This window comes from Amycolatopsis iheyensis (assembly GCF_024703995.1).
Classification (GTDB): Bacteria; Actinomycetota; Actinomycetes; order Mycobacteriales; family Pseudonocardiaceae; genus Amycolatopsis; species Amycolatopsis iheyensis.
Genome location: NZ_JAMXQV010000035.1, coordinates 60,734 through 84,548 on the forward strand (window position 1 = coordinate 60,734; position 23,815 = coordinate 84,548).

Sequence of the window (23,815 nt, forward strand, 5' to 3'; positions counted from 1 at the left end):
CGGGTGCGGGTGGCGATCAGGGTCACCGGGGTGGTTCAGGGCGTGGGGTTCCGGCCTTTCGTCCATCGGCTCGCGCGGGGGCTCGGGGGCTTCGTCGGCAACGACGGGCGCGGTGTGTTCATCGAGGTCGAGGGGACGAGCGCGCAGATCACCGCCTTCGTCGACGCGCTTAAGAAACCCCCGCCGCTGGCCGTGCTCGACGACGTCCGCGTCAGGGAGGTTCCCGAGCGCGGGGAGACCGGGTTCCGGATCCTCGAGAGTCCGCGCGACGGCGCCGCCGACACGCTGGTCTCCGCCGACTCCGCCACCTGCGATGACTGCCTCGCGGAACTCGGAGACCCCCAGGACCGGCGGTACCGGTACCCCTTCGTCAACTGCACCAACTGCGGGCCGCGGTTCACGATCGTCCGCGGGGTGCCTTACGACCGGCCGTTCACCACCATGGCCGGCTTCGCCATGTGCGCCGACTGCAAGCAGGAGTACGAAGACCCCGCTGACCGGCGGTTCCACGCCCAACCCGTCTGCTGTCCGGCCTGCGGGCCCACACTGCGGTTCGAACCCGGCGGTGGCGAGCCATTGGAAGCCGCGGCGAAAGCGCTGCGGGAAGGTGCGGTTGTCGCGGTGAAAGGGCTCGGTGGGTATCACCTCGCCGTCGGGGCGCGGCACGAAGCAGCTGCGAAGGCGTTGAGAGCCAGGAAACATCGTGAGGACAAGCCCTTCGCCGTGATGGTCGCCGATCTGGGGCAGGCGAGGGAACTTGCCGAGGTCGATGCGAAAGCCGAGGAAGTGCTCAGTGACCGGCGACGGCCCATCGTGCTACTGCCCTCCAGGAAGAACCTCGCGGAAGCCGTCGCGCCCGGGAACCGGCGGATCGGGGTCATGCTGCCCTACACCCCGCTCCACCACCTGCTCCTCGAACGCACCGGGCCCATCGTCCTGACCAGCGCCAACGTCTCCGACGAGCCCATCGTCCACCGCGACGAAGACCTGTACCGGCTCAAGGACATCGCCGACGCCTTCCTCACCCACGACCGGCCGATCCACACCAGGACCGATGACTCCGTGGTGCGCATGGACCGAGGGAAGGCGCAGCTCCAGCGGCGTTCACGCGGCTACGCGCCCGAGCCGGTCCGCCTCGAAACAACGCAGCACCTGCTCGGCTGCGGCGCCGAGCTCAAGAACACCTTCTGCCTCGCCAAAGGCCACCACGCCTTCCTCTCCCACCACATCGGCGACCTCGAAAACTACGAGACCTTCAAGGCCTTCACCGACGGCATCGAGCACTTCAAACGCCTCTTCGCCGTCGACCCCACGCTGATCGCGCACGACCTGCACCCCGAGTACCTCTCCACGAAGTACGCGCTCGAGCAGGACGTCGACCTCCTCGGCGTCCAGCACCACCACGCCCACATCGCCGCTTGCCTCGCCGACAACGACCACCACGAGCCCGTGCTCGGCGTGGCCTTCGACGGCACCGGCTTCGGTCCCGACGGCACCATCTGGGGTGGCGAGTTCCTGCTCGCCGACCTCGCGAGCTACCGGCGGCTCACCCACCTCAAAGAAGTGGCCATGCCTGGTGGCGCCCAAGCCATCCGGCAGCCCTGGCGAATGGCCGCGTCCTATCTGGACGAACTGGGGTGGCCCGCGCGGGAGGACATCGTCAAGCTCAAGCGCAGCGGCCTCAACTCACCCCTGACCTCCAGCGCCGGCCGCCTCTTCGACGCCGCCGCCGCGCTGCTCGGCGTCCGGGACACCGTCAACTACGAAGGGCAGGCCGCCATCGAGCTGGAACAGCTGGCCGACCCCGGCGAGAAGTCCGCCTACGAAGCGCGGATCGACACCGAAGTCCACGGAGAGGACCTCATCGCCGCCCTCCTGGACGACGACAGCGCCAATGCCAAGAGGGCCGCGCGGTTCCACAACGGGGTCGCCCGAGCAATCGTCGACACCTGTGACCGGCTGAGGGACCACAGCACCACCGTCGCGCTCTCCGGTGGCGTCTTCCAGAATGTCCTCCTGCTCGACCGGACCGTGGAAAACCTGGAACGAAGAGGCTTCCGCGTGCTGACGCACCGGCAGGTGCCCACCAACGACGGCGGGATCAGCTTCGGTCAGGTCGCCGTAGCCAGTCGCGCCACTCGGCCATCCCGTCACCTCTGGTAGCGCTGATCCGGAGCACGGCAGCCGACCGGTTCACCCGGCGGACGTCCCGCTCGAACTCCGCGACGTCGAAGTCGACGTACGGCAGCAGGTCGATCTTGTTCAGCAGCACCAGGTCCGTCGCGGCGAACATGTGCGGGTACTTCACCGGCTTCCCGGGTCCCTCGGTCACCGACAGGATCACCACGCGCGCCGCCTCGCCGAGGTCGAACAGCGCCGGGCAGACCAGGTTGCCGACGTTCTCGATGAACAACGTCGAGCCCTGCGTCAGCGACAGCGAATGGAGCGCCCGGTGCACCATCGACGCGTCCAGGTGGCAGCCGGCGCCGGTGTTGATCTGCACCACCGGTGCGCCGGTGGCCTTGATGCGCTCGGCATCGAGAAGCGTCTCCTGATCGCCCTCGATCACCGCGCACGGCGTGTCCGAAAAACCGATCGTCCGCTCCAGCAGTGTCGTCTTCCCAGCGCCGGGTGAACTCATCAGGTTGATCGCGAAGACACCGGAAGAACTCAAATGCGTCCGGTTGTGTGACGCCAGTTCGTCGTTCTTCGCCAGGATGTCCTGCTCCAGCACCACGGTGTGCGTTCGATCCGTGATCCGGACCGCCGAATCCGAGCAACCGCAGGTGTCACACATGGCTGACCTCCACCGAGGTGATGCGCAGTTCCCGCCCCGCCAGCACCGCGACGTCGGCGCTGCCGCACGGGCACAGCAGGATGAAGTCGTCGAGGGTGAACTCGTCGCCGCAGTCGCGGCACCGCGCCCGCCCGGACGGTTCGGCGATGTCCAGCCGGGCGCCTTCCAGGGACGTTCCGGCACACAGGACGTCGAAGCAGAACCGGACGCTGTCCGGCACCACGCCCGACAGCCGCCCGATCTCCAGCCGGACGCACGACACCGCCGCCTCGCCGAGGCGGGTGACGATCGCGTCGACGACCGACTGCGTGATGGCCATTTCGTGCACGTGGTCACCTCCTCGTGAGTGTTTAGGGCGGTTCTAACCGCCCTAAACACTCACGACCTAGCAGATCCTCGGCAGCGGGTCCCCGACCAGCAGGTCCACGATCCGGGTGCCGCCGAACGTCGTGTTCAGCAGGACGATGCCGGGCGGGTCGTCGGCGATCCGGCCGATCACCGCCGCGTCCGCGCCCAGTGGGTGCGCGCGCAACGCGGCCAGGGCGTCGGAAGCCTGTGCGCCGTCGACCACGACCACGATCCGGGCTTCGCAGGCGACGTACAGCGGGTCGATGCCCAGCAGCTCCGACGCGCCGCGGACCTCCTCCCGCACCGGGACGGCCTGCTCGTCGACGACCACGGCGACCTCGGCGGCCTTCGCGATCTCGTTGAGGATCGTCGCGACGCCGCCGCGGGTCGCGTCGCGCATCGCGCGCACGCCGGGGACCGCGGCGAGCAGCCCGGCGACCAGGTCGTGCACCGGCGCCGTGTCGGACGCGAGGTCGGCGTCGATGTCCAGCTCGCCGCGGGCCAGCATGATCGTGACGCCGTGGTCGCCGATCGGCCCGGAGACGAGGACGGCGTCTCCGGGCTTCACGGTGGCCACGCCGAGGCCCGTGCGGATGAGCACCCCGACCCCGGCCGTGTTGACGTACACGCCGTCGGCCTTGCCGCGTTGGACGACTTTCGTGTCGCCGGTGACGATCTGGACGCCCGCGGCGGCGGCCGCCGTCTTCATCGAGTCGACGATCTTCAGCAGGTCCTCGACGTGAAAGCCTTCTTCGAGGATGAACCCGGCGGTGAGGTACAACGGCCGCGCGCCGGACACGGCGAGGTCGTTGACCGTGCCGTTGATCGCCAGGTCGCCGATGTTCCCGCCGGGGAAGAACAGCGGCGAGACGACGTAGGAGTCCGTGGTCAACGCGAGCCGCGCGTCGCCGATCGTCAGCGAGGCCGCGTCTTCGAGCGGTTCGAGCAGCGGGTTGCGGAACGCGTCGAGGAACACCGCCTCGATCAGCGTGTGCGTCGACTTGCCGCCCGCGCCGTGCGACAGCGTGATGCGCTCTTCCCGCACCTTCGCACGCCGGCGCCGGGCGCGTTCGATGCGGTCGAGGACCTGCTGCTCGCGTTCGGTGGTGGTCATGCCCGGCTCGCCTCCCGGACGCGCTGCCGGCTGAACCGGCCGAAGTTGTAGTAGGCCGCGCAGGCGCCTTCGGGCGAGACCATGCACGTCCCGATCGGGGTCTCCGGGGTGCACGCGGTGCCGAACACCTTGCACTCCCACGGCTTCAGCACGCCCTTGAGCACTTCACCGCACTGGCACGCCTTCGGGTCGGCGACGCGCAGGCCCGGGATCTCGAAGATCCGCTCGGCGTCGAACGCGGCGTACTTCGGGCGGATCGCCATCGCCGAATGCGTGATGAACCCGAGGCCGCGCCACTCGAAGTACGGCCGCAGCTCCATGACCTCGTTGATCGCCTTCAAGGCCACGAGGTTGCCGTCCCAGGGGACCACGCGCGAGTACTGGTTCTCGACTTCGGACCGCCCCGAGGACAGCTGGAGCATCAGCAGGTAGATCGACTGCAGGATGTCCAGGGGTTCGAAGCCGGCGACGACCACGGGCTTGCCGTAGTCGCGCGCGATGAACTCGTACGGCCGGCAGCCGATCACCGTCGACACGTGCCCCGGGCCGATGAAGCCGTCGAGCCGCAGGTCGGGGGAGTCGAGGATGGCCTTGATCGCCGGGATGATCGTGACGTGGTTGCCGAACACCGAGAAGTTCTCGATGCCCTCGGCGGCCGCGCGCAGCAGCGTCATCGCGGTGGACGGCGTGGTCGTCTCGAACCCGATCGCCATGAACACGACCCGCAGGTCCGGGTTCTGCCGCGCGATCTTCAGCGAGTCCAGCGGCGAGTAGACCATCCGGATGTTGGTGCCCTCGGCGTTCGAGTCGAAGAAGTTCCCGCCGGAGCCGGGCACGCGCATCATGTCGCCGAACGACGTCATGAGCACGCCGGGCTGCCGGGCGATGTGGATGGCGTCGTCGATGCGGCCCATCGGGATCACGCACACCGGGCAGCCCGGCCCGTGCACCAGCGTGATGCTCTCGGGCAGGTAGTCCTCGAGGCCGTGCTTGTAGATGGTGTGCGTGTGCCCGCCGCAGACCTCCATGAACTTGTAGTGGCGGCCCGGCTCGCACAACGACGTGATCTTCGCGGACAGCGCCCGCGCCTTCTCCGCGTCGCGGAACTCGTCGACGAAACGCATGACGACTCCTATTCGATCCGGGATTCCAGTAACGCGGCCATTTCATCCTCGTACGCCTTCCCGATGCTCTCCAGGAAGTCGAGCGCGGCCGCGGCTTCTTCTTCGTCTATTTTGGACAGTGCGAAGCCGACGTGGATGAGGATCCAGTCGCCCGGCGCGGGCGGGTCGTCTTCGAGCAGCCCGATGTTGATGGTCCGCTTGACCCCGCTCACGGACACCTTCGCGAGGTCCGGTCGCTCCTCGCTGATTTCGATGATCTCGCCCGGGATCCCGAGGCACATGGCTCAGACCTCCGTGGGTTGCAGCCGCGGGCTGGTGCCCCAGGCCAGTTCGGTGACCGCGCGGACCGCGGCCGGAATCGCCGCCTTCACCTCGGGCGAGAGGCCCATCCCTTCGTCGAGGCACGCCGGTTCACAGCCGACGAGCAGCACGCGCCCGGCGTCCCCGCCGAGCAGCCGGAGCAGCCGGAACACCGCGTCGGGCTGCATGCCGTGGGCGTCGATCGACGACGTCGTGAGGTCTTCCGTGTCGGCTTCGATGAGCGAAAGCGTGCCGGGCGGGCGGCCGTGCGGGGTCGCGTCGAGCAGGATCGTCGTGTCGTAGCCGCCCATCAGGTCGTAGGCGAGGTGCATGCCGGCGATGCCGTAGTCGGCGATCTGCACCCACGGTGGCAGGTCGGTACCCTCCAGTTCCTTGATGACCTCCACGCCGAAACCGTCGTCGCTCAGGAAGATGTTGCCGATGCCGGCGACCAGGACTCGTGGCCTCATTCCGGAACCTCCAGGGGCTCGATCTCGTCGGGGGAGAAGTAGCGGTACCGGCCGTGCGCGTGCTGCAGGTCGGCGCCGGGTTCGTCGTCGAGGGTGACCGCGACGTGCGTGGCGCCGTCCACATCGGACAGCACGACGCGCACGGTGGCGGTCTTGCCGGTGAGGAACATGTCCTGCGCGTCGGCGCCCCGCAGGTTGGGGTGCAGCCGCACCTTCGAGCCGCTGGCGACGCGGACCCCCGCGACGACCACCGACGGCTCGACCGGCCGCACGGACCGCACCGCGCCGTGCAGCCGCTCCAGCAGCTCCGGCGGCATCGCGTCGACGCGGTCGACGATCGCGGCCGCACGCGGGTCGGTGGCCCGGGCCTCGCGCTTCTCGTCGTCGGTCAGCGCCATCGTGCGCAGCGTGAGGATCTCGTCGATCTCGGTGCCGTCGTACAGCTCGCCCGGGCTTTCCGCGGCGATCGACGGGTTGTCGTAGAGGATGATCGGCGACGCGAGCACCACGGTGCTGCGCGAGGTGTCGCCGATCAGCACCGGCCAGAGCCGCTCCTGCCGGCACGCTTCGACGGCCGGTTTCGCCCACTCCGGCGGGTCGAGCAGTGACAGGAAGTGCCCGGTGTCGACGCTGAGCACCAGGTGGGCGGCGAGCAGCGAGTGCCGGAGCGCGTGCTCGCGGACGCCGTCGGAGGGCCACGACGTCGTGTTGTGCACCTCGACGCGCAGCCGCGCGCCGCCGAACGGCCCGTCGAGCGGGTCGACCCGTGCGGTGAGGACGCCGGTCAGTTCGTGCACGTGGAAGGGCTTCTCGGCCGGGAGCTCCGAAAGCGGCAGCTCGAAGTCGAGCTCGTGCTCGACGCCTTCGTCCCACGTCTCGTGGCGGGGCTGGGCCCGCAGGAACCGCAGCTTGACGTGCAGGATCGTCCGTTCGAGGGGTTCCACCAGGCATTCGACGCCGGCCGACGCGTGCTCGCCGATCTCCGCCGACGCGTACGACGGCGGCACCAGCACACCCCACTGCCAGCGCACGCGGTTCTTCGGCGCCGACGCCCGGTACGGGTAGAGGAGGTAGCCCTCGTAGAGCACGGCGTCACCGACCGCGCGGGCCTGCTCGAGAACGTTCACGGCCCACCGGCCAGCAGCTGCTCGACGGCGGCTTCCCAGGTCGGGATCGCGTGCTGCGCCTTGTACTTGAGCAGCGCGTCGACGGTCTCGCGCGGCAGCTTGATCCACGCGACGTTCGGGAAGTACCGCGCCATCAGCTCGTCCCACACGGCCACCGGCATCCGGCACTCGGCCTGCGTGTGCCACGGCACCTGCTCGACCCAGAACCCCGGCCCGCCCTTGCCGAACACCGTGCCGCTGAACAGCAGCACCATCGGCACGACGCCCTCGGTCAGCGCGTGGAAGTACTTGCCGGCCGCGACTTCGAGGTCGTAGGTGCACGGGACCTCGGCGTCGACCTCGGTGGCGCCGGAGAACCCGGGCACCGTCACCGAAACCGTCGTGAACTGGAACGGCTTGAGCGTCTCGCCCCACCGCGACCGGTCGCCGAACAGGTGGGTGAGCAGCTCCGACTCGTCGTCGCTGTACCGCCGGCGCTGCGGCTCGATGCGGATCTGGACGCGCAGCACCATCGCGTGCACGGGCTGCCCGCTCAGCTCGGAGATCCGCAGCTTGAACGCCAGCGTCGGCGACGCGGCGTACTTCAGCGGCCGGACGTCGATGCAGTCAAAGGTCAGCTCAGCCATCCGCCACGACCTCACCGCGCTCCCGCAGCCGAGCGAAGAAGCCATCGATGGCCTCGTGCGCTTCGGTGCCGCCGTCGAAGCCGCGCCAGGTCGACCGGACGAGCCCGACCAGCTCGTAGCAGACGTCGATCGGCACCAGGAAGGCCTCGAAGCCGAGATCGAGCTGGTTCACCAGCAGCGCTTCGACGTCGTCGGCGACGTCGGCGAGCAGGTCGTCACCGGTGCCCAGCGGGAGCAGGGACTCCGTCGCCCCCGCCGGGCTCGGGTAGAACGCGACGACGCGGTCCTGCACCGAGTTCCGGAACAGGAACGCCGTCTTGACCGGGATCCCGGCGGACTCCCACAGCGCCGGGCCCGGGGCGAAGCGAGGGAAGTGCCGGACGCGGTCCGGCACCGCCCGGTGCCGCTTCCCGCCCGCCCCGCGGTGGGTGAAGAGCAGGTAGCAGCCTCGGCAGGCGCACAGGATCGTGCGGGATTCGAGGTCGATGACGTGCCCGTGCTCCGCGCCGATCGGCTCCGCGCACATCTCGCACTTCTCGCCCGGCGCGGCACGCGGGGCGGGCGTGCGGAACCTGCGCAGGCCGCCGGTCACGGCACCTCCACCGGGCACAGGGGCAGCAACGTGCGCCCACCCGGGCCGGTCTCCTCGACGACCCCTTCGACGACGACGTCCGAGATCTCGGGCGCCACCTCCCGGACCACGCGCTCGATGGCGTACTTCGCGGTGACGGTCGAGGACGGGCAGCCGTCGCAGCTGCCCTGGAGCCGCAGCCGCAGGACGCCGTCTTCGATCCCGACGAACTCGACGTCGCCGGCGTGCGAACCGAGGTAGGGCCGGACCTTGTCGAGCGCCTCGGCGACCCGCTCGTGCGTCGACCGCGGGTGCAGGTCGTGCAGCACGAGCAGGCCGCGGATGTGGTCGTCCGCGGCGAGCCGGTCCAGCAGCGGCCGGTCGACGGCGGCCACGATGCGGGCCAGGCCGGCGCCGTAGAACTCGAGCAGCGTGTGGACGAGCTCCTCGGCGAGTTCGGCGTCCGCGCCGGAGAACTCGCCCAGCAGCCGCTCGATGCGCTCGCCGACCCGGTCGACCTCGGTCATCCCAGCTCCCCGCCGAACGCGTGCGGGGTGTGCAGCCGCTCCAGGACCTTCCCGGAGCCGGTGTACATGTGGACGCCGCAGGGCAGGCACGGGTCGAAGCTGCGGACCGCGCGCATGATGTCGATGCCCTTGAAGTTCTCCTGGGTGTTCTCCTCGAAGATCGGTGTGTTCTGCACGGCATCTTCGTACGGCCCCGGCGTGCCGAAGCTGTCGCGGACGCTGCCGTTCCACGGTGTCGGCGGGTACGGGTGGTAGTTCGCGATCTTGCCGCCCTTGATCACCATGTGGTGCGAGAGCACGCCGCGGACCGCTTCGGTGAAGCCACAGCTCACGCCTTCGTCCGGGACCTTGAACGGCTCCCACGTCTTGGTGTGGCCTTGGCGGACCTCGGCCAGCGCCTGGTCGGCGAAGTGCAGGGCCAGCGCGGCGGAGTACGCCTGGAAGTACGTCCGGGCGCGGTTGCGCTCGAGCGCGTTGCTCCACTTCGGGATCTTCCACTCGAACTCGACCTCGGGCTTCGTCGCCGTGCGCGGCAAGGAGATCTTGACGCTGTGGCCGGTCGACTTGAGGTACGGCGTGTCGACGAGGCCGGCCAGCGCCGTCACCCACAGGCGGGCGATCGGGCCGCCGCCGGTGTCGAGGGCGAGGTGGTCCTTGCCGTCGAACCAGCGCGGCGACATCGTCCACGAGTACTTGCCGTCGAAGTCGCGCTTGGCCGGGCGCGGGATGGTGTGCTGGTTCCACGGGTGGCGCTGGTCGACCGGGTTGCCCAGCGGGTCCTGCGTGACGAACATCGGCTGGTCGGCCCAGTCCTCGTAGAACGAGCTGCCGAGCAGGATCCGGATGCCGAGGTTGATGTCGACCAGGCTGGTGGTGACGAGCTTGCCGTCGACGACCACGCCGGGCGTCACGAACATCTTGCGGCCCCAGGCCTCCATGTTCTCGTAGGTGAAGTCGCAGTGCTCGGGGTCGTTGAGGCTGCCCCAGCAGCCGAGCAGGACGCGCCGCCGGCCGACCTCTTCGTAGCCGGGGATGGCTTCGTAGAAGAAGTCGAAGAGGTCGTCGTGCATCGGCAGGCAGCGCTTCATGAACTCGACGTAGCGCATCAGCCGGGTCAGGTAGTCGGTGAACAGCTGCACGGTCGCCACCGTGCCGACGCCACCGGGGTACAAAGTGGACGGATGGACGTGCCGGCCTTCCATCAGGCAGAACATCTCGCGCGTGCTGCGGGAGACCTGCAGGGCCTCGCGGTAGAACTCGCCTTCGAGGGGGTTCAGCGAGCGCATGATGTCGCCGATGGTGCGGTAGCCGTGGTCGCCCGCGTGCGGTGCCTCGGTGCGGTTGGCCAGCTCCAGGACGCCGGGGTTGGTCTCGGCGACCATCTTCTCGCAGTAGTCGACCCCGACCAGGTTCTCCTGGAAGATGTTGTGGTCGAACATGTACTCGGCGGCCTCGCCGAGGTTGATGATCCACTCGCCGAGGTGCGGCGGGCGGACGCCGTAGGCCATGTTCTGGTTGTAGACCGAGCACGTCGCGTGGTTGTCGCCGCAGATCCCGCAGATCCGGCTGGTGATGAAGTGCGCGTCGCGCGGGTCCTTGCCCTTCATGAAGATGCTGTAGCCGCGGAAGACCGACGACGTGCTGTGGCACTCGACGACCTTCTTCTGCGCCCAGTCGATCTTCGTGTAGATGCCGAGGCTGCCGACGATCCGGGTGATCGGGTCCCACGCCATCTCGACGAGGTCGGTCTTGTCCTTCATCTCCGTCATCGCCGCGCCTCCGCCTGATAGCCGGTGTCGAGCTTGGTGCCCTTGTGCCGCCACTTCGGTTCTTTGTCGGCCTTGCGTTCGGTGATCTTCCGCAGCCGGCGGATCACGGACCCGTACGCGCCGCTGGCCAGCGACGACACGTTCGCGCCCGGCGGCTCGTCCATGAACGGCATGAACTTGTCCGGGAAGCCCGGCATGGTGCAGCCGATGCAGATGCCGCCGACGTTCGGGCAGCCGCCGACGCCGTTGATCCAGCCGCGCTTGGGCACGTTGCACTTCACGACCGGGCCCCAGCAGCCGAGCTTGACCAGGCACTTCGGGGAGCCGTACTCGGTCGCGAACTCACCTTGCTCGTAGTAGCCGCCGCGGTCACAGCCCTCGTGCACGGTCGCGCCGAAGAGCCATTGCGGGCGCAGGTGGTCGTCGAGCGGGATCATCGGCGCCTGCCCGGCGGCCTGGTAGAGCAGGTAGGTGATGGTCTCGGACAGGTTGTCCGGGTGGGTCGGGCAGCCGGGCACGCAGACGATCGGGATGCCGGCGCCGGACTTCCAGTCCCAGCCCAGGTAGTCGGGCACGCCCATGGCGCCGGTCGGGTTGCCCTCCATGGCGTGGATGCCGCCGTAGGTGGCGCACGTCCCGACGGCCATCACGGCCAACGCCTTGGGCGCCAGGCGGTCGAGCCACTCGCTGGTCGTCATCGGCTGGCCGGTCTCGGGGTTGTTCCCGAAGCCGCACCAGTAGCCTTCTTCCTTGATCGCCTCGTTCGGGATCGAGCCCTCGACGACCAGCACGAACGGCTCCAGCTCGCCGCGGTCGGCCTTGTAGAACCACTCGATGAACGTGTCGGCTCCCTTGTCCGGGCCGCATTCGAAGTCGATCAGCGGCCAGTGGACCGCGATCTTGGGCAAGCCGGGCAAAGCGCCGAGGACGATTTCCTCGATGCTCGGTTGCGTGGCCGCGGTCAGCGCGACGGAGTCGCCGTCGCACGAGAGGCCGGCGTTGATCCAGAGGATGTGGATGGGCTGCTCTTCGGTTTGTTCTGCGGCATGCGTCACGGCTGATCACCCTTGGCGAGGTCGTCGAGCGCGCCGAGGGTCAGCTCCCACAGCGCGTGGTAGAGGGTCGTCTGGGCTTCCTGGATGCGGTGCACGGACGGTGACGGGACGACGAAGAGGTGGTCGATGCTGTCCAGCTCGGCCATCTTTCCGCCGTCGTAGCCGGCGATGCCGACGGTCACCAGGCCGCGCCGGGCGGCTTCGTCGAAGGCGCGCAACAGGTTCGCGGAGTTCCCGCTGGTGGACAGGCCCACCGCGATGTCGCCGGGCCGTCCGAACGCGCCGATCTGGCGGGCGAACACGACGTCGAACCCGATGTCGTTGGAGAGCGCGGTCACCACCGCGATGTCGTTCGTCAGCCCGAAGGCGGGCAACGGTTTCGCGTCGCCCGCCGGGCTGAGGAACAGGCTGGCGAGGTCCTGGGCGTCGGTCGAGCTGCCGCCGTTGCCGAAGGCGAGCAGCCGGCCGCCACCGCGGAACGCGTGCGCTAGGTCCTGCGCGCACGTGAACAAGCGGTCGCGGTCGGCGGCGAGCACGTCGCCGCGAAGGGCGACGATCTCCCGCACCTTGTCCACAGTGGACTGCTCGACCTGGCGGAGGACGGCGTCGAGGTCGCTTTCACCCGAGTACAGGAACGGGTACAGCGCTTCGAGACCGTCGACCGGGTGTTCCCGGGTCATGCTGGTCAACTCCCGCGGCTAGCGGTTCTCCAGGCGTGCGATGGCTTCGCCGGCGTGCACGAGGATGTGGTCGCCGACGCCGGCCTCGACCAGCGCGACACTGACCTCTTCCCGCGTGGATCCGGTGTCCACGACAGCGAGCTCGTGTTCGAGGAGCTCGACCACGGTCACCTCGACCGCGGTGTCGGAGCAGGTGACGCACACCCCGTCGTGGCAGACGGGGCCGGCTGGTCTGTCGGCGTCACGGGCGTTCACGACGCCACCTCCGGAGTCAGCACGCCGGGTTGCTCGAAGAAGACGTGCACCAGCTCCCACAGCACGTGGTAGGTGGTCACGTGGACCTCCTTGACCACGCGCGGGTCGCGCGAGCGGGCGATCAGGACGTGGTCGAGCCCCGGCGTCGCGGCGATCGCGCCACCGTCGCCGCCGGTCAGGGCGACGGTGAGCAGGCCGAGGTCGCGTGCGGTTTCCAGGGCGCGGCGGACGTTCGCGCAGTGCCCGTCGGTGGAGATGCCGAGCGCGATGTCGGCCGGGTCGGCGATGATCCGCAGCTGGTGGGCGAAGACGTCCTCGACGCCCACCCGGGTGGCGATGCCGGTGACCGTGGCGACGTCGGCGGTCAGCGAGAGGGCCGGCAGCGCGCGCTTGCCGACGATCACCGGGTGGACGAACTCGACCGCCACGTGCTGGGCGTCGGTGCTGGGGCCGCCGTTGCCGAACACCACGAGCTTGCCGCCGCGGTGGAAGCGGCGGGCCATGCCGTGGCACGCCCGCGCCACCGTCCCGGCGTCTTCGGCCAGGGCGAGCACGGGTGCTTGGCGACGCTCGAACAGGGCGTCGACGGAGTCCGGGTGATTCGGTGACCACGACATCGCGGCACTTCCTCGGGGCAGCTGCTCGGTGGTGGGAGCGCACCCCAGGTTAGAGCTGTGAGTTGGATCACACAATAGGTCAGAAGTGGTGCTCTCGGTCGTCCTGCAGGTGCTCCGCACGGGCGAGCCACAGTTCGGCCTCATGGGCGGCTCCCCGCGACCGCAGCATCCGGGCCAGGCTGAGCATGCCCTGGACGTCGCCGGTGTCGGCGGCCCGGCGGAACCACTGCTCGGCCTCCCCGAAGTCCTCCCGGTGCTCGGCGAGGTGCCCGAGGTTCGTGAGCGCGGGGACGCTGCCGTGCTCGGCGGCCTTGCGGTACCAGGCCGCGGCCTCGCCCTCGTCCCCGCGGTTGCGGGCGAGCACGCCGAGGTTGGTCATCGCGGCCGGGTCGCCGCGCTCGGCGGCGTCGAGGTACCAGTTCTCGGCCTCCTCGAGGTCGCCGCGGCGGTGCAGCAGCAGCCCGAGCCGGACGATCGCTTCGACGTGCCCGCCGGTCGCGCCCTGGCGGTACCAGGCCTCGGCGTCGCCGGGCCGGCCCATCCGTTCGGCCTGGCGGCCGAGCTGGCAGGTGGCCGCGAAGTCGCCGGCGTGCACGGCCGAGCGCCACCAGCGGGACGCCTCGGCGGCCTGGCCGCGGTCCCGCAGCACGATGCCGAGGTCGATCATCGCGCCGGTGAACCCGGCGTCGGCGGCTTGCCGCAGCCACGACTCGGCCTCTTCGGTCCGGCCCTGCTCGCGGAGCAGGTGCCCGAGCGCGGCAATCGAGGGCAGGTCGCCGGTGCGCGCGGCCTCGCCGTACCAGTGCTGGGCGTCTTCACGCTTGCCCCGCCGCTCGTAGGACTTGGCGAGGTTCAGCATCCCGTGCGGCTCACCCGCGAGGGCGGCCTCGTGGTACCAGCGCTCCGCCTCTTCCTGCGCGCCGCGTTCGGCGAGCAGGTGCGCCAGCGACGTCATCGAGACGCGGTCGCCGCCCATCGCGGCCTGGCGGAACCACGTCTCGGCCTCGGCGAGGTTCCCCTGCTCGCGCATGGCGGAGCCCATCCTGGCCATGGCGACGACGTTGCCGCCCTCGGCGGCCTTGCGCTGGAAGAACTCGTCGAACTTCTTGAGCCGACCGGGCATCGGCTGCTCCCTCCGGATGGGTCCTGCTCCGGTAGTCGCAGTTGATCGGCTCGGTGTGACATCCCCGCCGTGGGTGGGCGAGATCACATTCGCGCCAGGTCGTCGTGTCGGCGCGGTTTTCCCAGGCCGGCAGGGGTGAGACTACGCCGCGCTCAGGTGAATTCGAGAGGAGAAAATCTTGGCGGCCCGCGGCTTTCGGCTCAGCGTGACGCAACGATCTCTGCTGGTAGTCGCGATCCTCGCGGTGGCCTTCTTCGGGTATTGGGCGACGAGCCGGAGCTCCGGCGCGACCCCGCCGCCGTCGTCGGCCTCGGCACCGGTTCCGGCCACCGCGGCCGACGCGCAGAAGCAGCTCGCCGAGCTGAAGATCGCCGACCGGACGGGCATGGACGGCTACTCGCGGGAGAAGTTCCCGCACTGGGACAGCCAGGGGTCAGGGTGTGACACCCGCGAAGTCGTGCTGAAGCGCGACGGCACCGACGTCAAGACCGTCAAGGACTGCAAGGCGACGTCCGGCACGTGGAAGAGCGTCTACGACGACGAAACCTGGACCAAGGCGACGGACCTCGACATCGACCACATGGTCCCGCTCGGGCAGGCCTGGGCCAGCGGCGCCAGGACGTGGACGACCGAGAAGCGCGAGCAGTTCGCCAACGACCTGACCCGGCCGCAGCTGTTCGCCGTCACCGACAACCTCAACCAGCAGAAGAGCGACAAGGCCCCCGACCAGTGGAAGCCGCCGCTCGTGGCGTTCTGGTGCACCTACGCGACCGACTGGATCGTGGTGAAGCACTACTACGGGCTGACCATCACGCAGGCGGAGAAAACCGCCTTGACGGACATGCTGCGGCGCTGCTGAGCTGACCGGCATGACGACCTTCGCGCTGATCCACGGGGGCGGCGGCAGCGGGTGGGACTTCCACCGGCTCGGCCCGGAACTGGAGGCGCGCGGCCACGCCTTCGTCGCGCCGGACCTGCCGATCACGGACCCGGCCGCGGGGATGTCCTCGTTCGTCGACACGGTCTTGGCGGCGTTGGGTGACGCTTCGGACGTCGCCGTCGTCGGGCATTCGTACGGCGGGTTCACGGCGTCGCTGGTCGCGGCGAAACTCCCGGCGCGGCTGCTGGTCTACCTGGCCGGGATGATCCCGGCGCCGGGGGAGCAGCCGGGGCAGTGGTGGGGCAACACGGGCTTCTCGTCGCCCGAGGGCCTGAGCGAGATCGAGCGGTTCTTCACCGGGGTCCCGCTCGAGCTGGCCGAGGCGGGCCTGGCGCACGGGCGCGAGCAGGTGAGCAAGGAGTGGGACGAGCCGTGGCCGCTGGCGGCCCACCCGGACGTCCCGACCCGCGTGGTCCTGTGCCGCGACGACCGGTTCTTCACGCCGGACTTCCAGCGTCGCGTCGCGCGCGAGCGGCTCGGCATCGAGCCCGACGAGGTCGACGGCCCGCACTGCGCGCCGCTGAGCCATCCCGTGCAGATCGCCGACCTCCTGGTGAGCTACCTGTAGGCCCCAAGCGCCCCAATGTGGCCTTCGGTGCGTCAGACGCACCGAAGGCCACATTGGGTGCGTCTGACGCAACCAAGGCCACATTGGGGCGCTTGCGCCGTTCGGGTGTCCGGGCAGGCTAAAGGTCTAGACCTATTGACTGTGTGGTCCAGGCCACTTAACGTCTTTTTCCAGCGGCGAACCCGCACCTCCCCACCTGCTTTACCTCCACCCCGGTCCCCACCATGGAGGTTCCCCGTCATGCGCTCGCTCAGGGTCCTCGCGCTGGTGGCCGTCGCGGCCGGCAGCGTTCTCGTCGCTCCCGCCGCTTCCGCGGCCACTTTGCCCGCCTGTCAGCACTTCTACCCCGGCCCGATCCCCGACCGCCCGGTCACCGGTGGCCGCGGGCCCGGCACGCTCGTCGGCGCCGTGGACGTGTCCGGCCGGCTGCCCGCGCCCGGTTCGGTCGCCGGCGGGCTGGGCGCCGACGGCAAGGTCACCTTCACCTTCGCCCGCGTCGCCGGCGCGAAGGCCTACCGCGCGTTCCGCAACGGCCAGGCCCTGCAGTGGATCAGCGACTGGGGCCAGCCGACGCTCACCGTCACCGACGCGAGCCCGTGCCAGAACGCGAACTACCAGCTCTACGCGATGACGGCCGAGGACAACTCGCCGGGATCGCTCGGCCAGATCTCCACGGCGTACCGCCTCGACGGCGCCAACCACCTCGCCGCCTACCGCGTCCCGGCCGGCACCACGCTCAACTACCGCGTGACGTCCTACAACGACGTCGCGCAGACCGCGTCGGGGTACAACGCCGGGCCGGGCTTCTGCGCGGTCGACGTGCGGAACATCCCGTGGGGCACCCGGTTTTCCGTCCCGGGCTACGGCGAGTGCTACGCGGCCGACATCGGCAGCTGGATCAAGGACGACATCGTCGACGTCTGGCTGCCCGGCTCGCAGGCCGACGCCTGGGGCATCCAGCGGCTCACCCTGACCGTGCGCTGAGAGGGACGCCATGAAAGCCAAGCTCGCGCTCGCCGCGACGATCCTCGCGGTGGCGACGGCGCTCGTCGTCTCGCCCGCGACCGCCGCCACCGCCCCCTCGGCGGCCTTCGCCAAGGATTCCGACTGGGGCTCCGGCTACCAGGCCAAGTACACGATCAGCGCGGGCACGTCGGCGCTGACGAGCTGGAAGCTGGAGTTCGACCTGCCTTCCGGCTCGACGCTCGGGTCCTATTGGGACGCGATCGACACCCCGAGCGGGTCGCACCACTCGTTCGCCAACCGGGAGTACAACGGCTCGGTCGCCGCCGGCGCGTCGGCGAGCTTCGGGTTCCTGGTCAGCGGCAGCGGGTTGCCCGCCAACTGCAAGCTCAACGGCCAGCCGTGCGCCGGCACCTCGGTGCCCACCACGACTCCCACGACCCCGACCACGCCGCCGACGACGACCACCACGCCTCCTCCTACCGGTGGCAGCGCGCGGGTGTCGCCGTACATCGACATCACGATGGCGACGCCGTCACTGGTGTCGGTGGCGAACGCGACCGGCCAGAAGAACTTCACGCTCGCCTTCGCACTCGGCAGCAGCCTCGGCTGCGACCCGCAGTGGGGCGGTACGGTCCCGCTGCTGGACTCGCGGATCATCAACGACGTCAACGCCTTGCGGGCGGCGGGCGGCGGGGTCACGGTGGCCTCGGGCGGCGCGCTGGGGCCGTACCTGGAGAACGTCTGCGGTTCGGTGGACGCGCTGTACAACGCGTACGTGAAGACCCTGGACGCGGTGGGCAGCAACAGCCTGGACGTCGACGTCGAGGCGTCGATCCCGACGGCGATGGTCAACCAGGCCCTGCTGCGGCTGCAGCAGCAGCGCGGCACGCACGTCAGCTACACGATGCGGATCCAGGGCCAGGACTACGGGATGGACCCGTTCTCGGTGTCGATCCTGCAGGACGCGGCGTCGCGCGGGCTGAACGTGGTGGTCAACCCGATGCTGATGGACTTCGGCTACAGCGGCTCGTGGGGCGACGCGCTGGTGTCGGCGGCCAACGCGACCTTGGGGCAGATGAAGACGATCTGGCCGGCGAAGTCCGACGCCGAGGTCAAGGGGCTGCTCGGCTTGACCCCGATGATCGGCCGCAACGACACGGGTTCGGTGACGGACCAGGCGGCCGCGCGCCAGCTGCTGTCGTACGCGCAGGCGAACCACGTGGCGAGCATCGGCTTCTGGTCGGCGGGCCGAGACAACGGCGGCTGCCCGGGCGGCGGCGCGGTGACGACGTGCTCGGGGATTTCCCAGTCGCTGTACGAGTTCACGAACATCTTCAAGGCGTACACGGGGTGAGCCACCGGACGGCCGACGGGCCGTGACGGGCCTCCTTGCCGACGTCCCCTATGCCTCGGCAAGGAGGCCTTCACGGCTGGTTCAGCCACTCCAGGTACCACTCGCGGAAGTGCAGGTCCGACGGCGAGATCCCGCCGTCGGACGCGCGGTCGTCGAACCAGACGCGCCCGCGTTCCGGCCCGGCGACCACGAGCCGGAAGTACGCGCCGCAGCCGAAGTGGGCGACGTTCAGCGAGCCGGTGATCCAGCGCTGGTCGAAGTAGCGGTCGTCGGGGATCTCGTTGTCGACCGGGTGGTGCTCGGCGCGGTTCCAGCCGCTCGTGTGCGGGAAGGGCGTCGAGAGAAAGCCGGCTCGCCACTCGTCTTCGTCCGGGCATTCCGGCGCGCCGAGCGAGTACAGGCCGTAGTACGGCCCGGCCCCGTGCCCGCCCACGGTGAGCAGGAAGTCACGGTAGTCCTCCGGCAGCGTCACCCCGTGCCGCGCCTCGAACTCGGCCAGCTCCGCTCGCGGTAGCGGCGGGCCGAGCCGGTACTCGTGCCGGTTCGCGCCGAACCGCTCGAAGCCCGGGTCGGCGGCGGCCAGTTCGGCCAGCCGCTCCCGGACGCCGTCCCAGCTCACCACCGGTCGAGGTGCAGCACCTCGTCCAGCGGCTGCCGCGCCGCCGGCTTGAACGACTCGCCCGTGTAGAACGCCGTCGGGATCAGCGCGGCCTGGTGGACGTTCTTCGGCAGCCCCAGCACCTCCGCCGCCTCCTGCTCGTACGCCAGGTGCAGCGTCGTCCACGCCGTGCCCAGGGTCACCGAGCGGGCCGCCAGCATGTAGCTCCACACCGCCGGCAGCAGCGACGCCCACAGCCCCGCCTGGTTGCCCTCCGGCAGCTCCGCCGACGGCGTCTCCAGGCACGGCACCACCAGCACCGGCACGTCACCCATCCGGTCGGCCAGGTACTCGACACTGCTGCCGACCCGCTGCTGCACCGCGGCGCGCGACGGGTCGTCCGCGAACAGCTTCCCGGCCGCGCGGTCCGAGGACAGGTACTCGCGGCACGCCCGGCCGTAGATGCTCCCCAGCGCCGCCCGCTGGCCGGCGTCGGTGACCACCAGCCACTGCCAGCGCTGGGTGTTCGAGCCGCTCGGGGCCTGCAGTGCGACCTGCACGCAGTGTTTCACCAGGTCGAGCGGCACGGGCCGGTCGAAGTCCAGTCGCTTGCGGACGGTCCTGGTGGTCGTCAGGAGCTCTTCGGGCGTCATCATCGGCCCATCATGCCGGGCCTACCAGCGATCGTGCACGAGCGGACGCACCAGCTCGTCGTACGTCTCGCGAACACCCGCCAGCGCCTCGTCGGACAGCGGCGGCAGCGCGGCCGCCGCCGTGTTCGCCGTCGCCTGAAGCGCGTTGCGCGCGCCCGGGATCACCGTGCTCACGCCCGGCTGGTCGATGATCCACCGCAGCGCGAACTGCGCCAGCGTCCGCTCGGCCGGCACCAGCCCGCGCAGCCGCTCGACCGCTGCCAGCCCGGCCTCGTACGGCACGCCCGAGAACGTCTCGCCGACGTCGAACGCCTCGCCGTGGCGGTTGAAGGTCCGGTGGTCGTTCGCGGCGAACGTCGTCGACGCCGTGTAGCGACCGGACAGCAGGCCCGAGGCCAGCGGCACCCGCGCGATGATCCCCGCGCCCGCCTCCGCCGCCGCGGGCAGCACGCGCTCCAGGGGCTTGAGGCGCAGGCAGTTCAGGATGATCTGGACGGAAGCCACGTTCGGCCGCGCCAACGCCGTCAGAGCCTCTTCGCACGTTTCGACGCTGACGCCGTACGCCTTGATGCGACCCTCGGAAACCATCTCGTCGAGCGCGTCGTACACCGCGTCGGCGGAGTACACCGGCGTCGGCGGGCAGTGCAGCTGGACCAGGTCGAGCGTGTCGACGCCGAGGTTGCGGCGCGACCGGTCGTTCCACTCGCGGAAGTTCGCGCGGACGTAGTTCTCCGGCACCTGCTCGACGCGCCGGCCCATCTTCGTCGCGACGAAGACGTCCCGGGCCGCCGCGAACCGGCCGACCAGGCGCTCGCTGCGGCCGTCGCCGTAGACGTCGGCGGTGTCGAAGAACGTCACTCCGGCGTCGGCCGCCGCGTGCAGCACCGCCAGGGCGTCGTTCTCGTCGACGTCGCCCCAGTCCGCGCCGAGCTGCCAGCAGCCGAGCCCGACGACGGACACCTCGCGGCCCAGCCGGGTGATCTTCCGGTTCTCCATGCCGCGATCCAAGCACACCTATGATCGGCGGTCATGGCCATGACATCGGGTCCGGACGGACTGGGGACCCGGATGCGGCACGTCCTCGAACTCTTCGAGAACGACGTCGCGGGGTTCCTCGCCGACATCGGCCTCGACGGCTACCGCCCGCGGTACTCGCCGGTGGTGCGGGCGCTGCTGGCCCGCGGCCCGCTGGCCATCCGCGACCTCGCCGCCGAGATCGGCGTGACGCACTCGGCGGCCAGCCAGACCGTCGCGCAGATGAGCCGGGCCGGGCTGGTCGGCCTCGAACCGGGCGCGGACGCCCGGCAGCGGATCGTGTCGCTCACCGCCAAGACCCGCGAGTTGCTGCCGCTGATCGAGGCGGAGTGGACGGCGACGACCGAGGCGTCGGAAGCGCTGGAGGCCGAGCTGCCGTACCCGCTGCGTGGCGTGCTGGAGGCGATCGTCGAAGCGCTGGAGCGCAAGCCGTTCCGGCAGCGGATCGGCGAGACCGAGGCCGCGCGGGAGCTGCTGGAGCGCTGATCAGGCGGGCGGGACGCGGAAGATCGCCCAGACGTACTTGCCGCCGGGGCAGCGTTCGAAGCCCCAGTCCTCCGACAGTGCCTGGACCAGGACGAGCCCGCGGCTGCGGGCCTGGGCCGGCGACGGCGCGCGCAGCTCGGGCAGCAGGCAGCCGGTGTCGTACACCCGCAGCGTCAGCAGGCCTTCGGCGTAACCGAGCTCCATCCGCTCGGGCTTCTCGCCGTGCTCGAAGGCGTTCGTGACCAGCTCCGAGGTCGCCAGCAGGACGTCGTCCAGCTGCGGCTCCCGCAGGCCGAACCCGAGCATCGCCCGGCGGACCTCGTGCCGCGCCAGCGCCGGAGCCGTGACGTCGGCCGGGAGGAGCACCGTCAGCGGCGCGCTCGTCGTCTGCTGAGGCATCTTCGACGTCGTCATCGGTCCCCCTCCCAGTGAGTTCCGTACCGTCCGCGAGGTACCCAGGCGGCCGAGCGGCTAATCAGGTGCCGTCGGCCAGCTCGGATTCGTCCAGGCCCGAACGCAGCTTCTTCAAGGTCGCAGCCAGCAACCGCGAGACCTGCATCTGGGAGACCCCGACGCGGCGCGCGATGTCCGACTGGCTCATCCCCGACCCGAACCGCAACGCGACGATCTTGCGCTCCCGGTCCGGCAGGCTCTCCAGCATCGGCCGCAGCGCCTCCCGCAGCTCGGCCTGGCCGAGCTCGGCGTCCGGGGCCCCGAACCGGGTGTGCGCCGCGTTCTCCAGCAGGTGGTCCAGCGACGCGCCGTACCGGCCCTGACCGGCGCGGAGACCCTCGTAGACGTCCTCGATGGGCACGCCGAGCCGGGCGGCGATCTCACTCGGCTTGGGCGCGCGCGAGAGCTGCACGGTGAGCTCCTCGCGCGCGGCCGAGATGTTCGCGTTCAGCTCCTTGAGCCGCCGCGGCACCCGCACCGACCAGCTGTTGTCCCGGAAGTGGTGCCGGAGCTCACCCGAAATGGTGGGCACGGCGAAGGCCAGGAAGTCGGTGCCCTGCTCCGGGTCGAACCGGTCGACGGCGTGGATGAGCCCGACCGTGGCGATCTGGACCAGGTCCTCCATCGCCTCGTCGCGGTTGCGGAACTTCCGGGCCAGGTTGCGGGTGAGTTCCAGGTGGGTGCGCACCAGCGTGTCCCGGATGCGCTCCCGTTCCGCGGAGTCCGCCGGCAGCGCGGCGAGTTGGGCGAACAGCGCGCCGACGTCGAGGTCGGCCCCGCTGCCCCCGGCGGGGTCGGTCACGAGTCCGCCGCCTGGCTCTCCCGGACGAGGTCGACCCGGGACAGGTAACGGCCGTCCTCGGGGGTCACGGTGCGCTGCGCCGACGTCGCGAGCGCCGTCAGGAGCTGCCACGAGAGCCCGGTGTCGTCCTCGTGGTCCGGAGTGTTCGAAAAGACCGAAACCGAAACCTCGATGCGCGGCCCGTTCCAGGAGAAGACACAGGTGAGCTTCCCGTCCGAGCTGGCGGGGAGCAGCAGCGAGCAGGCTTCGTCCACCGCCATCCGGAGGTCCTCGACGGCGTCGAGGTCGAAGTCCTGGCGCATGGCGATGTCCGCCACGATCGTGCGCAGCGTCGGCACGACGTGCGGGATCGCGGCCGTCCGCACCTCGATGACCTGCGCGCCTTCCGGGACGAGCGGGGCGTTGTCCTCCACGTTTGTTCCTTTCTCCGGCTCGCGCTCAGGGGTTCGGCGGTGTCCTCTTCACGCCCGGTCGCGAGATGCCCGTGGGGTGAGCAAACCAAACCCGGGTTTGATCCGCTCCACCGGCGGGCATGTAGCGATCGACATGCTCATCCTGGGAAAGGCAGGGACGACATGGCTGACGTCAGCCGGCTGCCCAACGTGGTTGCTGAAGAGTGGGAATGGCAGCTGCGCGGTTCGTGCCGGGGCGCGGACAGCAGCCTGTTCTTCCACACGGACAACGAGCGGGGTTCGGCGCGGGAGCGGCGCGAATCGCGGGCCAAGGCCATCTGCCAGACCTGTCCGGTCCTGGCCCAGTGCCGCACGCACGCGATGACGGTACAGGAGCCCTACGGCATCTGGGGTGGGCTCGGGGAGATCGAGCGGCGGCAGCTGTTCCTGCGCCAGCGCCGGGCGGCGCGCAAGGCGCTGACCGCGCACTGACCAGGCAGGATTCGATTGCACGTGAACAGTCCGCGCGAAAGGACGGCGGCCGTGGCGGGCACGACCGCTTCCTGGGTTAGGGTTGGCCCCGGAGTTGCCTTGACCGTGCCCCGGCGCGAGCTCGGGAAGGCACGGTGACACGGATGCCGCTTGAGACGCCAGGCGCGTACCCGGCGCAGGAGCAGCGCCTGACGAGGAGAAACTGCATGCCCGCAGCCGACCAGAACGCCACCCCGCCCGGGTTCGGCATCACGCTGGACACCGACGCGACGGAGCCCCGGGTGGTGGTCACCGGCGAGCTCGATCTGCTGACCAGTCCGCAGTTGCAGGAGGCCCTGGCCGGGCTGATCGCGGACAAGCGCGCGCAGCGGGTCGTGGCCGATCTGACCGGGGTGACCTTCTTCGATTCCTCCGCGCTGAACGTGGTGCTCCGCGCACAACGCCAGGCCGGCGAGCAGGACGTCGAGCTCGAGGTCGTCCCCAGCCCCGCGGTGAGCCGCGTGATCGAGCTCACCGGCGTGGCCGAACACCTGAGCGTGTCGGAAGACCCCCAAGCCTGACCGCCCGCTACGG

At 70.1% G+C, this 23,815-nt stretch carries 30 protein-coding genes; 8 read left to right on the forward strand and 22 right to left on the reverse strand.

The genetic code is table 11. The features are described from left to right. Positions 1–3 precede the first annotated feature (3 nt). Positions 4–2,163 carry a carbamoyltransferase HypF gene (hypF, locus tag M8542_RS43605; RefSeq protein ID WP_257926275.1) on the forward strand — a complete coding sequence of 720 codons (2,160 nt, stop codon included), beginning with the start codon at positions 4–6 and terminating at the stop codon, positions 2,161–2,163. Here the strand turns inward: hypF and hypB are convergent. The 16 genes from hypB to M8542_RS43685 all read right to left on the reverse strand — a co-directional run bounded on the left by hypB (position 2,102) and on the right by M8542_RS43685 (position 14,503). Then, entirely contained in the window at positions 2,102–2,797 is a 696-nt protein-coding gene (gene hypB / locus M8542_RS43610) for a hydrogenase nickel incorporation protein HypB (protein WP_257926276.1), read from the reverse strand. The genes hypF and hypB overlap by 62 nt on opposite strands. Next, a complete protein-coding gene (locus M8542_RS43615) occupies positions 2,790–3,125 on the reverse strand; it encodes a hydrogenase maturation nickel metallochaperone HypA/HybF (RefSeq protein ID WP_257926277.1) in 336 nt (111 codons plus the stop codon). The genes hypB and M8542_RS43615 overlap by 8 nt, the downstream gene beginning before the upstream one ends. A gap of 57 nt (positions 3,126–3,182) precedes the next feature. Further along, positions 3,183–4,259, reverse strand: a complete 1,077-nt coding sequence (gene hypE, locus M8542_RS43620) for a hydrogenase expression/formation protein HypE (RefSeq protein ID WP_257926278.1) — start codon at positions 4,257–4,259, stop codon at positions 3,183–3,185. Continuing rightward, complete coding sequence (hypD, locus tag M8542_RS43625) at positions 4,256–5,383, reverse strand: hydrogenase formation protein HypD (protein ID WP_257926279.1); 1,128 nt, start codon at positions 5,381–5,383, stop codon at positions 4,256–4,258. The genes hypE and hypD overlap by 4 nt, the downstream gene beginning before the upstream one ends. A gap of 8 nt (positions 5,384–5,391) precedes the next feature. After that, positions 5,392–5,664 (reverse strand): HypC/HybG/HupF family hydrogenase formation chaperone, encoded by a 273-nt coding sequence (locus tag M8542_RS43630; RefSeq protein ID WP_257926280.1) that lies wholly within the window; start codon positions 5,662–5,664, stop codon positions 5,392–5,394. Positions 5,665–5,667: 3 nt separating this feature from the next. Continuing rightward, on the reverse strand, positions 5,668–6,153 hold the full coding sequence (locus tag M8542_RS43635; protein WP_257926281.1) for a hydrogenase maturation protease: 486 nt from the start codon (positions 6,151–6,153) through the stop codon (positions 5,668–5,670). Then, entirely contained in the window at positions 6,150–7,280 is a 1,131-nt protein-coding gene (locus tag M8542_RS43640; protein ID WP_257926282.1) for a hypothetical protein, read from the reverse strand. Before M8542_RS43640 ends, M8542_RS43635 begins: the two co-directional genes overlap by 4 nt. After that, positions 7,277–7,906 carry a DUF6084 family protein gene (locus tag M8542_RS43645; protein ID WP_257926283.1) on the reverse strand — a complete coding sequence of 210 codons (630 nt, stop codon included), beginning with the start codon at positions 7,904–7,906 and terminating at the stop codon, positions 7,277–7,279. The genes M8542_RS43640 and M8542_RS43645 overlap by 4 nt, the downstream gene beginning before the upstream one ends. Then, positions 7,899–8,498 (reverse strand): DUF5947 family protein, encoded by a 600-nt coding sequence (locus M8542_RS43650; protein WP_257926284.1) that lies wholly within the window; start codon positions 8,496–8,498, stop codon positions 7,899–7,901. The genes M8542_RS43645 and M8542_RS43650 overlap by 8 nt, the downstream gene beginning before the upstream one ends. Beyond that, the gene (locus M8542_RS43655) at positions 8,495–9,004 is read right to left on the reverse strand and encodes a NifU family protein (RefSeq protein WP_257926285.1); all 510 of its coding nucleotides are present in this window, start codon (positions 9,002–9,004) and stop codon (positions 8,495–8,497) included. Before M8542_RS43655 ends, M8542_RS43650 begins: the two co-directional genes overlap by 4 nt. Beyond that, positions 9,001–10,773 carry a nickel-dependent hydrogenase large subunit gene (locus tag M8542_RS43660; protein ID WP_257926286.1) on the reverse strand — a complete coding sequence of 591 codons (1,773 nt, stop codon included), beginning with the start codon at positions 10,771–10,773 and terminating at the stop codon, positions 9,001–9,003. Before M8542_RS43660 ends, M8542_RS43655 begins: the two co-directional genes overlap by 4 nt. Continuing rightward, complete coding sequence (locus tag M8542_RS43665; RefSeq protein WP_257926287.1) at positions 10,770–11,828, reverse strand: NADH-quinone oxidoreductase subunit B family protein; 1,059 nt, start codon at positions 11,826–11,828, stop codon at positions 10,770–10,772. The genes M8542_RS43660 and M8542_RS43665 overlap by 4 nt, the downstream gene beginning before the upstream one ends. Beyond that, positions 11,825–12,508, reverse strand: coding sequence for a D-sedoheptulose-7-phosphate isomerase (locus M8542_RS43670; RefSeq protein WP_257926288.1), 684 nt, complete (start codon positions 12,506–12,508; stop codon positions 11,825–11,827). The genes M8542_RS43665 and M8542_RS43670 overlap by 4 nt, the downstream gene beginning before the upstream one ends. 18 nt (positions 12,509–12,526) lie before the next feature. Continuing rightward, on the reverse strand, positions 12,527–12,763 hold the full coding sequence (locus tag M8542_RS43675; protein WP_257926289.1) for a HypC/HybG/HupF family hydrogenase formation chaperone: 237 nt from the start codon (positions 12,761–12,763) through the stop codon (positions 12,527–12,529). Next, on the reverse strand, positions 12,760–13,380 hold the full coding sequence (locus M8542_RS43680) for a D-sedoheptulose-7-phosphate isomerase (RefSeq protein WP_257926290.1): 621 nt from the start codon (positions 13,378–13,380) through the stop codon (positions 12,760–12,762). Before M8542_RS43680 ends, M8542_RS43675 begins: the two co-directional genes overlap by 4 nt. 79 nt (positions 13,381–13,459) lie before the next feature. Further along, a complete protein-coding gene (locus tag M8542_RS43685; protein WP_257926291.1) occupies positions 13,460–14,503 on the reverse strand; it encodes a tetratricopeptide repeat protein in 1,044 nt (347 codons plus the stop codon). A 178-nt stretch (positions 14,504–14,681) separates the two neighbouring features. Here M8542_RS43685 and M8542_RS43690 point away from each other — a divergent pair, with 178 nt between their 5' ends. The 4 genes from M8542_RS43690 to M8542_RS43705 all read left to right on the forward strand — a co-directional run bounded on the left by M8542_RS43690 (position 14,682) and on the right by M8542_RS43705 (position 18,331). Next, positions 14,682–15,362 carry an HNH endonuclease family protein gene (locus M8542_RS43690; protein WP_257926292.1) on the forward strand — a complete coding sequence of 227 codons (681 nt, stop codon included), beginning with the start codon at positions 14,682–14,684 and terminating at the stop codon, positions 15,360–15,362. Positions 15,363–15,372: 10 nt separating this feature from the next. Beyond that, on the forward strand, positions 15,373–16,011 hold the full coding sequence (locus M8542_RS43695; RefSeq protein WP_257926293.1) for an alpha/beta fold hydrolase: 639 nt from the start codon (positions 15,373–15,375) through the stop codon (positions 16,009–16,011). Between the two features lie 240 nt (positions 16,012–16,251). Continuing rightward, on the forward strand, positions 16,252–16,995 hold the full coding sequence (locus tag M8542_RS43700; RefSeq protein WP_257926294.1) for a 3D domain-containing protein: 744 nt from the start codon (positions 16,252–16,254) through the stop codon (positions 16,993–16,995). A gap of 10 nt (positions 16,996–17,005) precedes the next feature. Next, on the forward strand, positions 17,006–18,331 hold the full coding sequence (locus tag M8542_RS43705) for a cellulose binding domain-containing protein (RefSeq protein ID WP_257926295.1): 1,326 nt from the start codon (positions 17,006–17,008) through the stop codon (positions 18,329–18,331). Between the two features lie 70 nt (positions 18,332–18,401). Here the strand turns inward: M8542_RS43705 and M8542_RS43710 are convergent, their stop codons facing one another. Genes M8542_RS43710 through M8542_RS43720 form a run of 3 tightly spaced genes read right to left on the reverse strand, consistent with a single transcriptional unit; the run spans position 18,402 to position 20,578 of the window. After that, positions 18,402–18,953 (reverse strand): SMI1/KNR4 family protein, encoded by a 552-nt coding sequence (locus M8542_RS43710; protein WP_257926296.1) that lies wholly within the window; start codon positions 18,951–18,953, stop codon positions 18,402–18,404. Beyond that, positions 18,947–19,585 carry a nitroreductase family protein gene (locus M8542_RS43715; RefSeq protein WP_257926297.1) on the reverse strand — a complete coding sequence of 213 codons (639 nt, stop codon included), beginning with the start codon at positions 19,583–19,585 and terminating at the stop codon, positions 18,947–18,949. The genes M8542_RS43710 and M8542_RS43715 overlap by 7 nt, the downstream gene beginning before the upstream one ends. A gap of 18 nt (positions 19,586–19,603) precedes the next feature. Continuing rightward, a complete protein-coding gene (locus M8542_RS43720; protein ID WP_257926298.1) occupies positions 19,604–20,578 on the reverse strand; it encodes an aldo/keto reductase in 975 nt (324 codons plus the stop codon). 33 nt (positions 20,579–20,611) lie between these two features. On the opposite strand from M8542_RS43720, the gene M8542_RS43725 reads away from it, so the two are divergent. Further along, positions 20,612–21,103 carry a MarR family winged helix-turn-helix transcriptional regulator gene (locus M8542_RS43725; RefSeq protein ID WP_257926299.1) on the forward strand — a complete coding sequence of 164 codons (492 nt, stop codon included), beginning with the start codon at positions 20,612–20,614 and terminating at the stop codon, positions 21,101–21,103. Here M8542_RS43725 and M8542_RS43730 read toward each other — a convergent pair whose 3' ends face one another. The 3 genes from M8542_RS43730 to M8542_RS43740 all read right to left on the reverse strand — a co-directional run bounded on the left by M8542_RS43730 (position 21,104) and on the right by M8542_RS43740 (position 22,771). Further along, positions 21,104–21,517 carry an ATP-binding protein gene (locus M8542_RS43730; protein ID WP_257926300.1) on the reverse strand — a complete coding sequence of 138 codons (414 nt, stop codon included), beginning with the start codon at positions 21,515–21,517 and terminating at the stop codon, positions 21,104–21,106. A gap of 61 nt (positions 21,518–21,578) precedes the next feature. After that, positions 21,579–22,358, reverse strand: a complete 780-nt coding sequence (locus M8542_RS43735) for a SigB/SigF/SigG family RNA polymerase sigma factor (RefSeq protein WP_257926301.1) — start codon at positions 22,356–22,358, stop codon at positions 21,579–21,581. Further along, on the reverse strand, positions 22,355–22,771 hold the full coding sequence (locus M8542_RS43740; RefSeq protein WP_257926302.1) for an ATP-binding protein: 417 nt from the start codon (positions 22,769–22,771) through the stop codon (positions 22,355–22,357). The genes M8542_RS43735 and M8542_RS43740 overlap by 4 nt, the downstream gene beginning before the upstream one ends. 162 nt (positions 22,772–22,933) lie before the next feature. On the opposite strand from M8542_RS43740, the gene M8542_RS43745 reads away from it, so the two are divergent. After that, complete coding sequence (locus M8542_RS43745; protein ID WP_257926303.1) at positions 22,934–23,242, forward strand: WhiB family transcriptional regulator; 309 nt, start codon at positions 22,934–22,936, stop codon at positions 23,240–23,242. Between the two features lie 206 nt (positions 23,243–23,448). Then, positions 23,449–23,802: an STAS domain-containing protein gene (locus tag M8542_RS43750; protein ID WP_086862300.1), complete on the forward strand. Its 354-nt coding sequence runs from the start codon at positions 23,449–23,451 to the stop codon at positions 23,800–23,802. Positions 23,803–23,815: the final 13 nt, after the last annotated feature.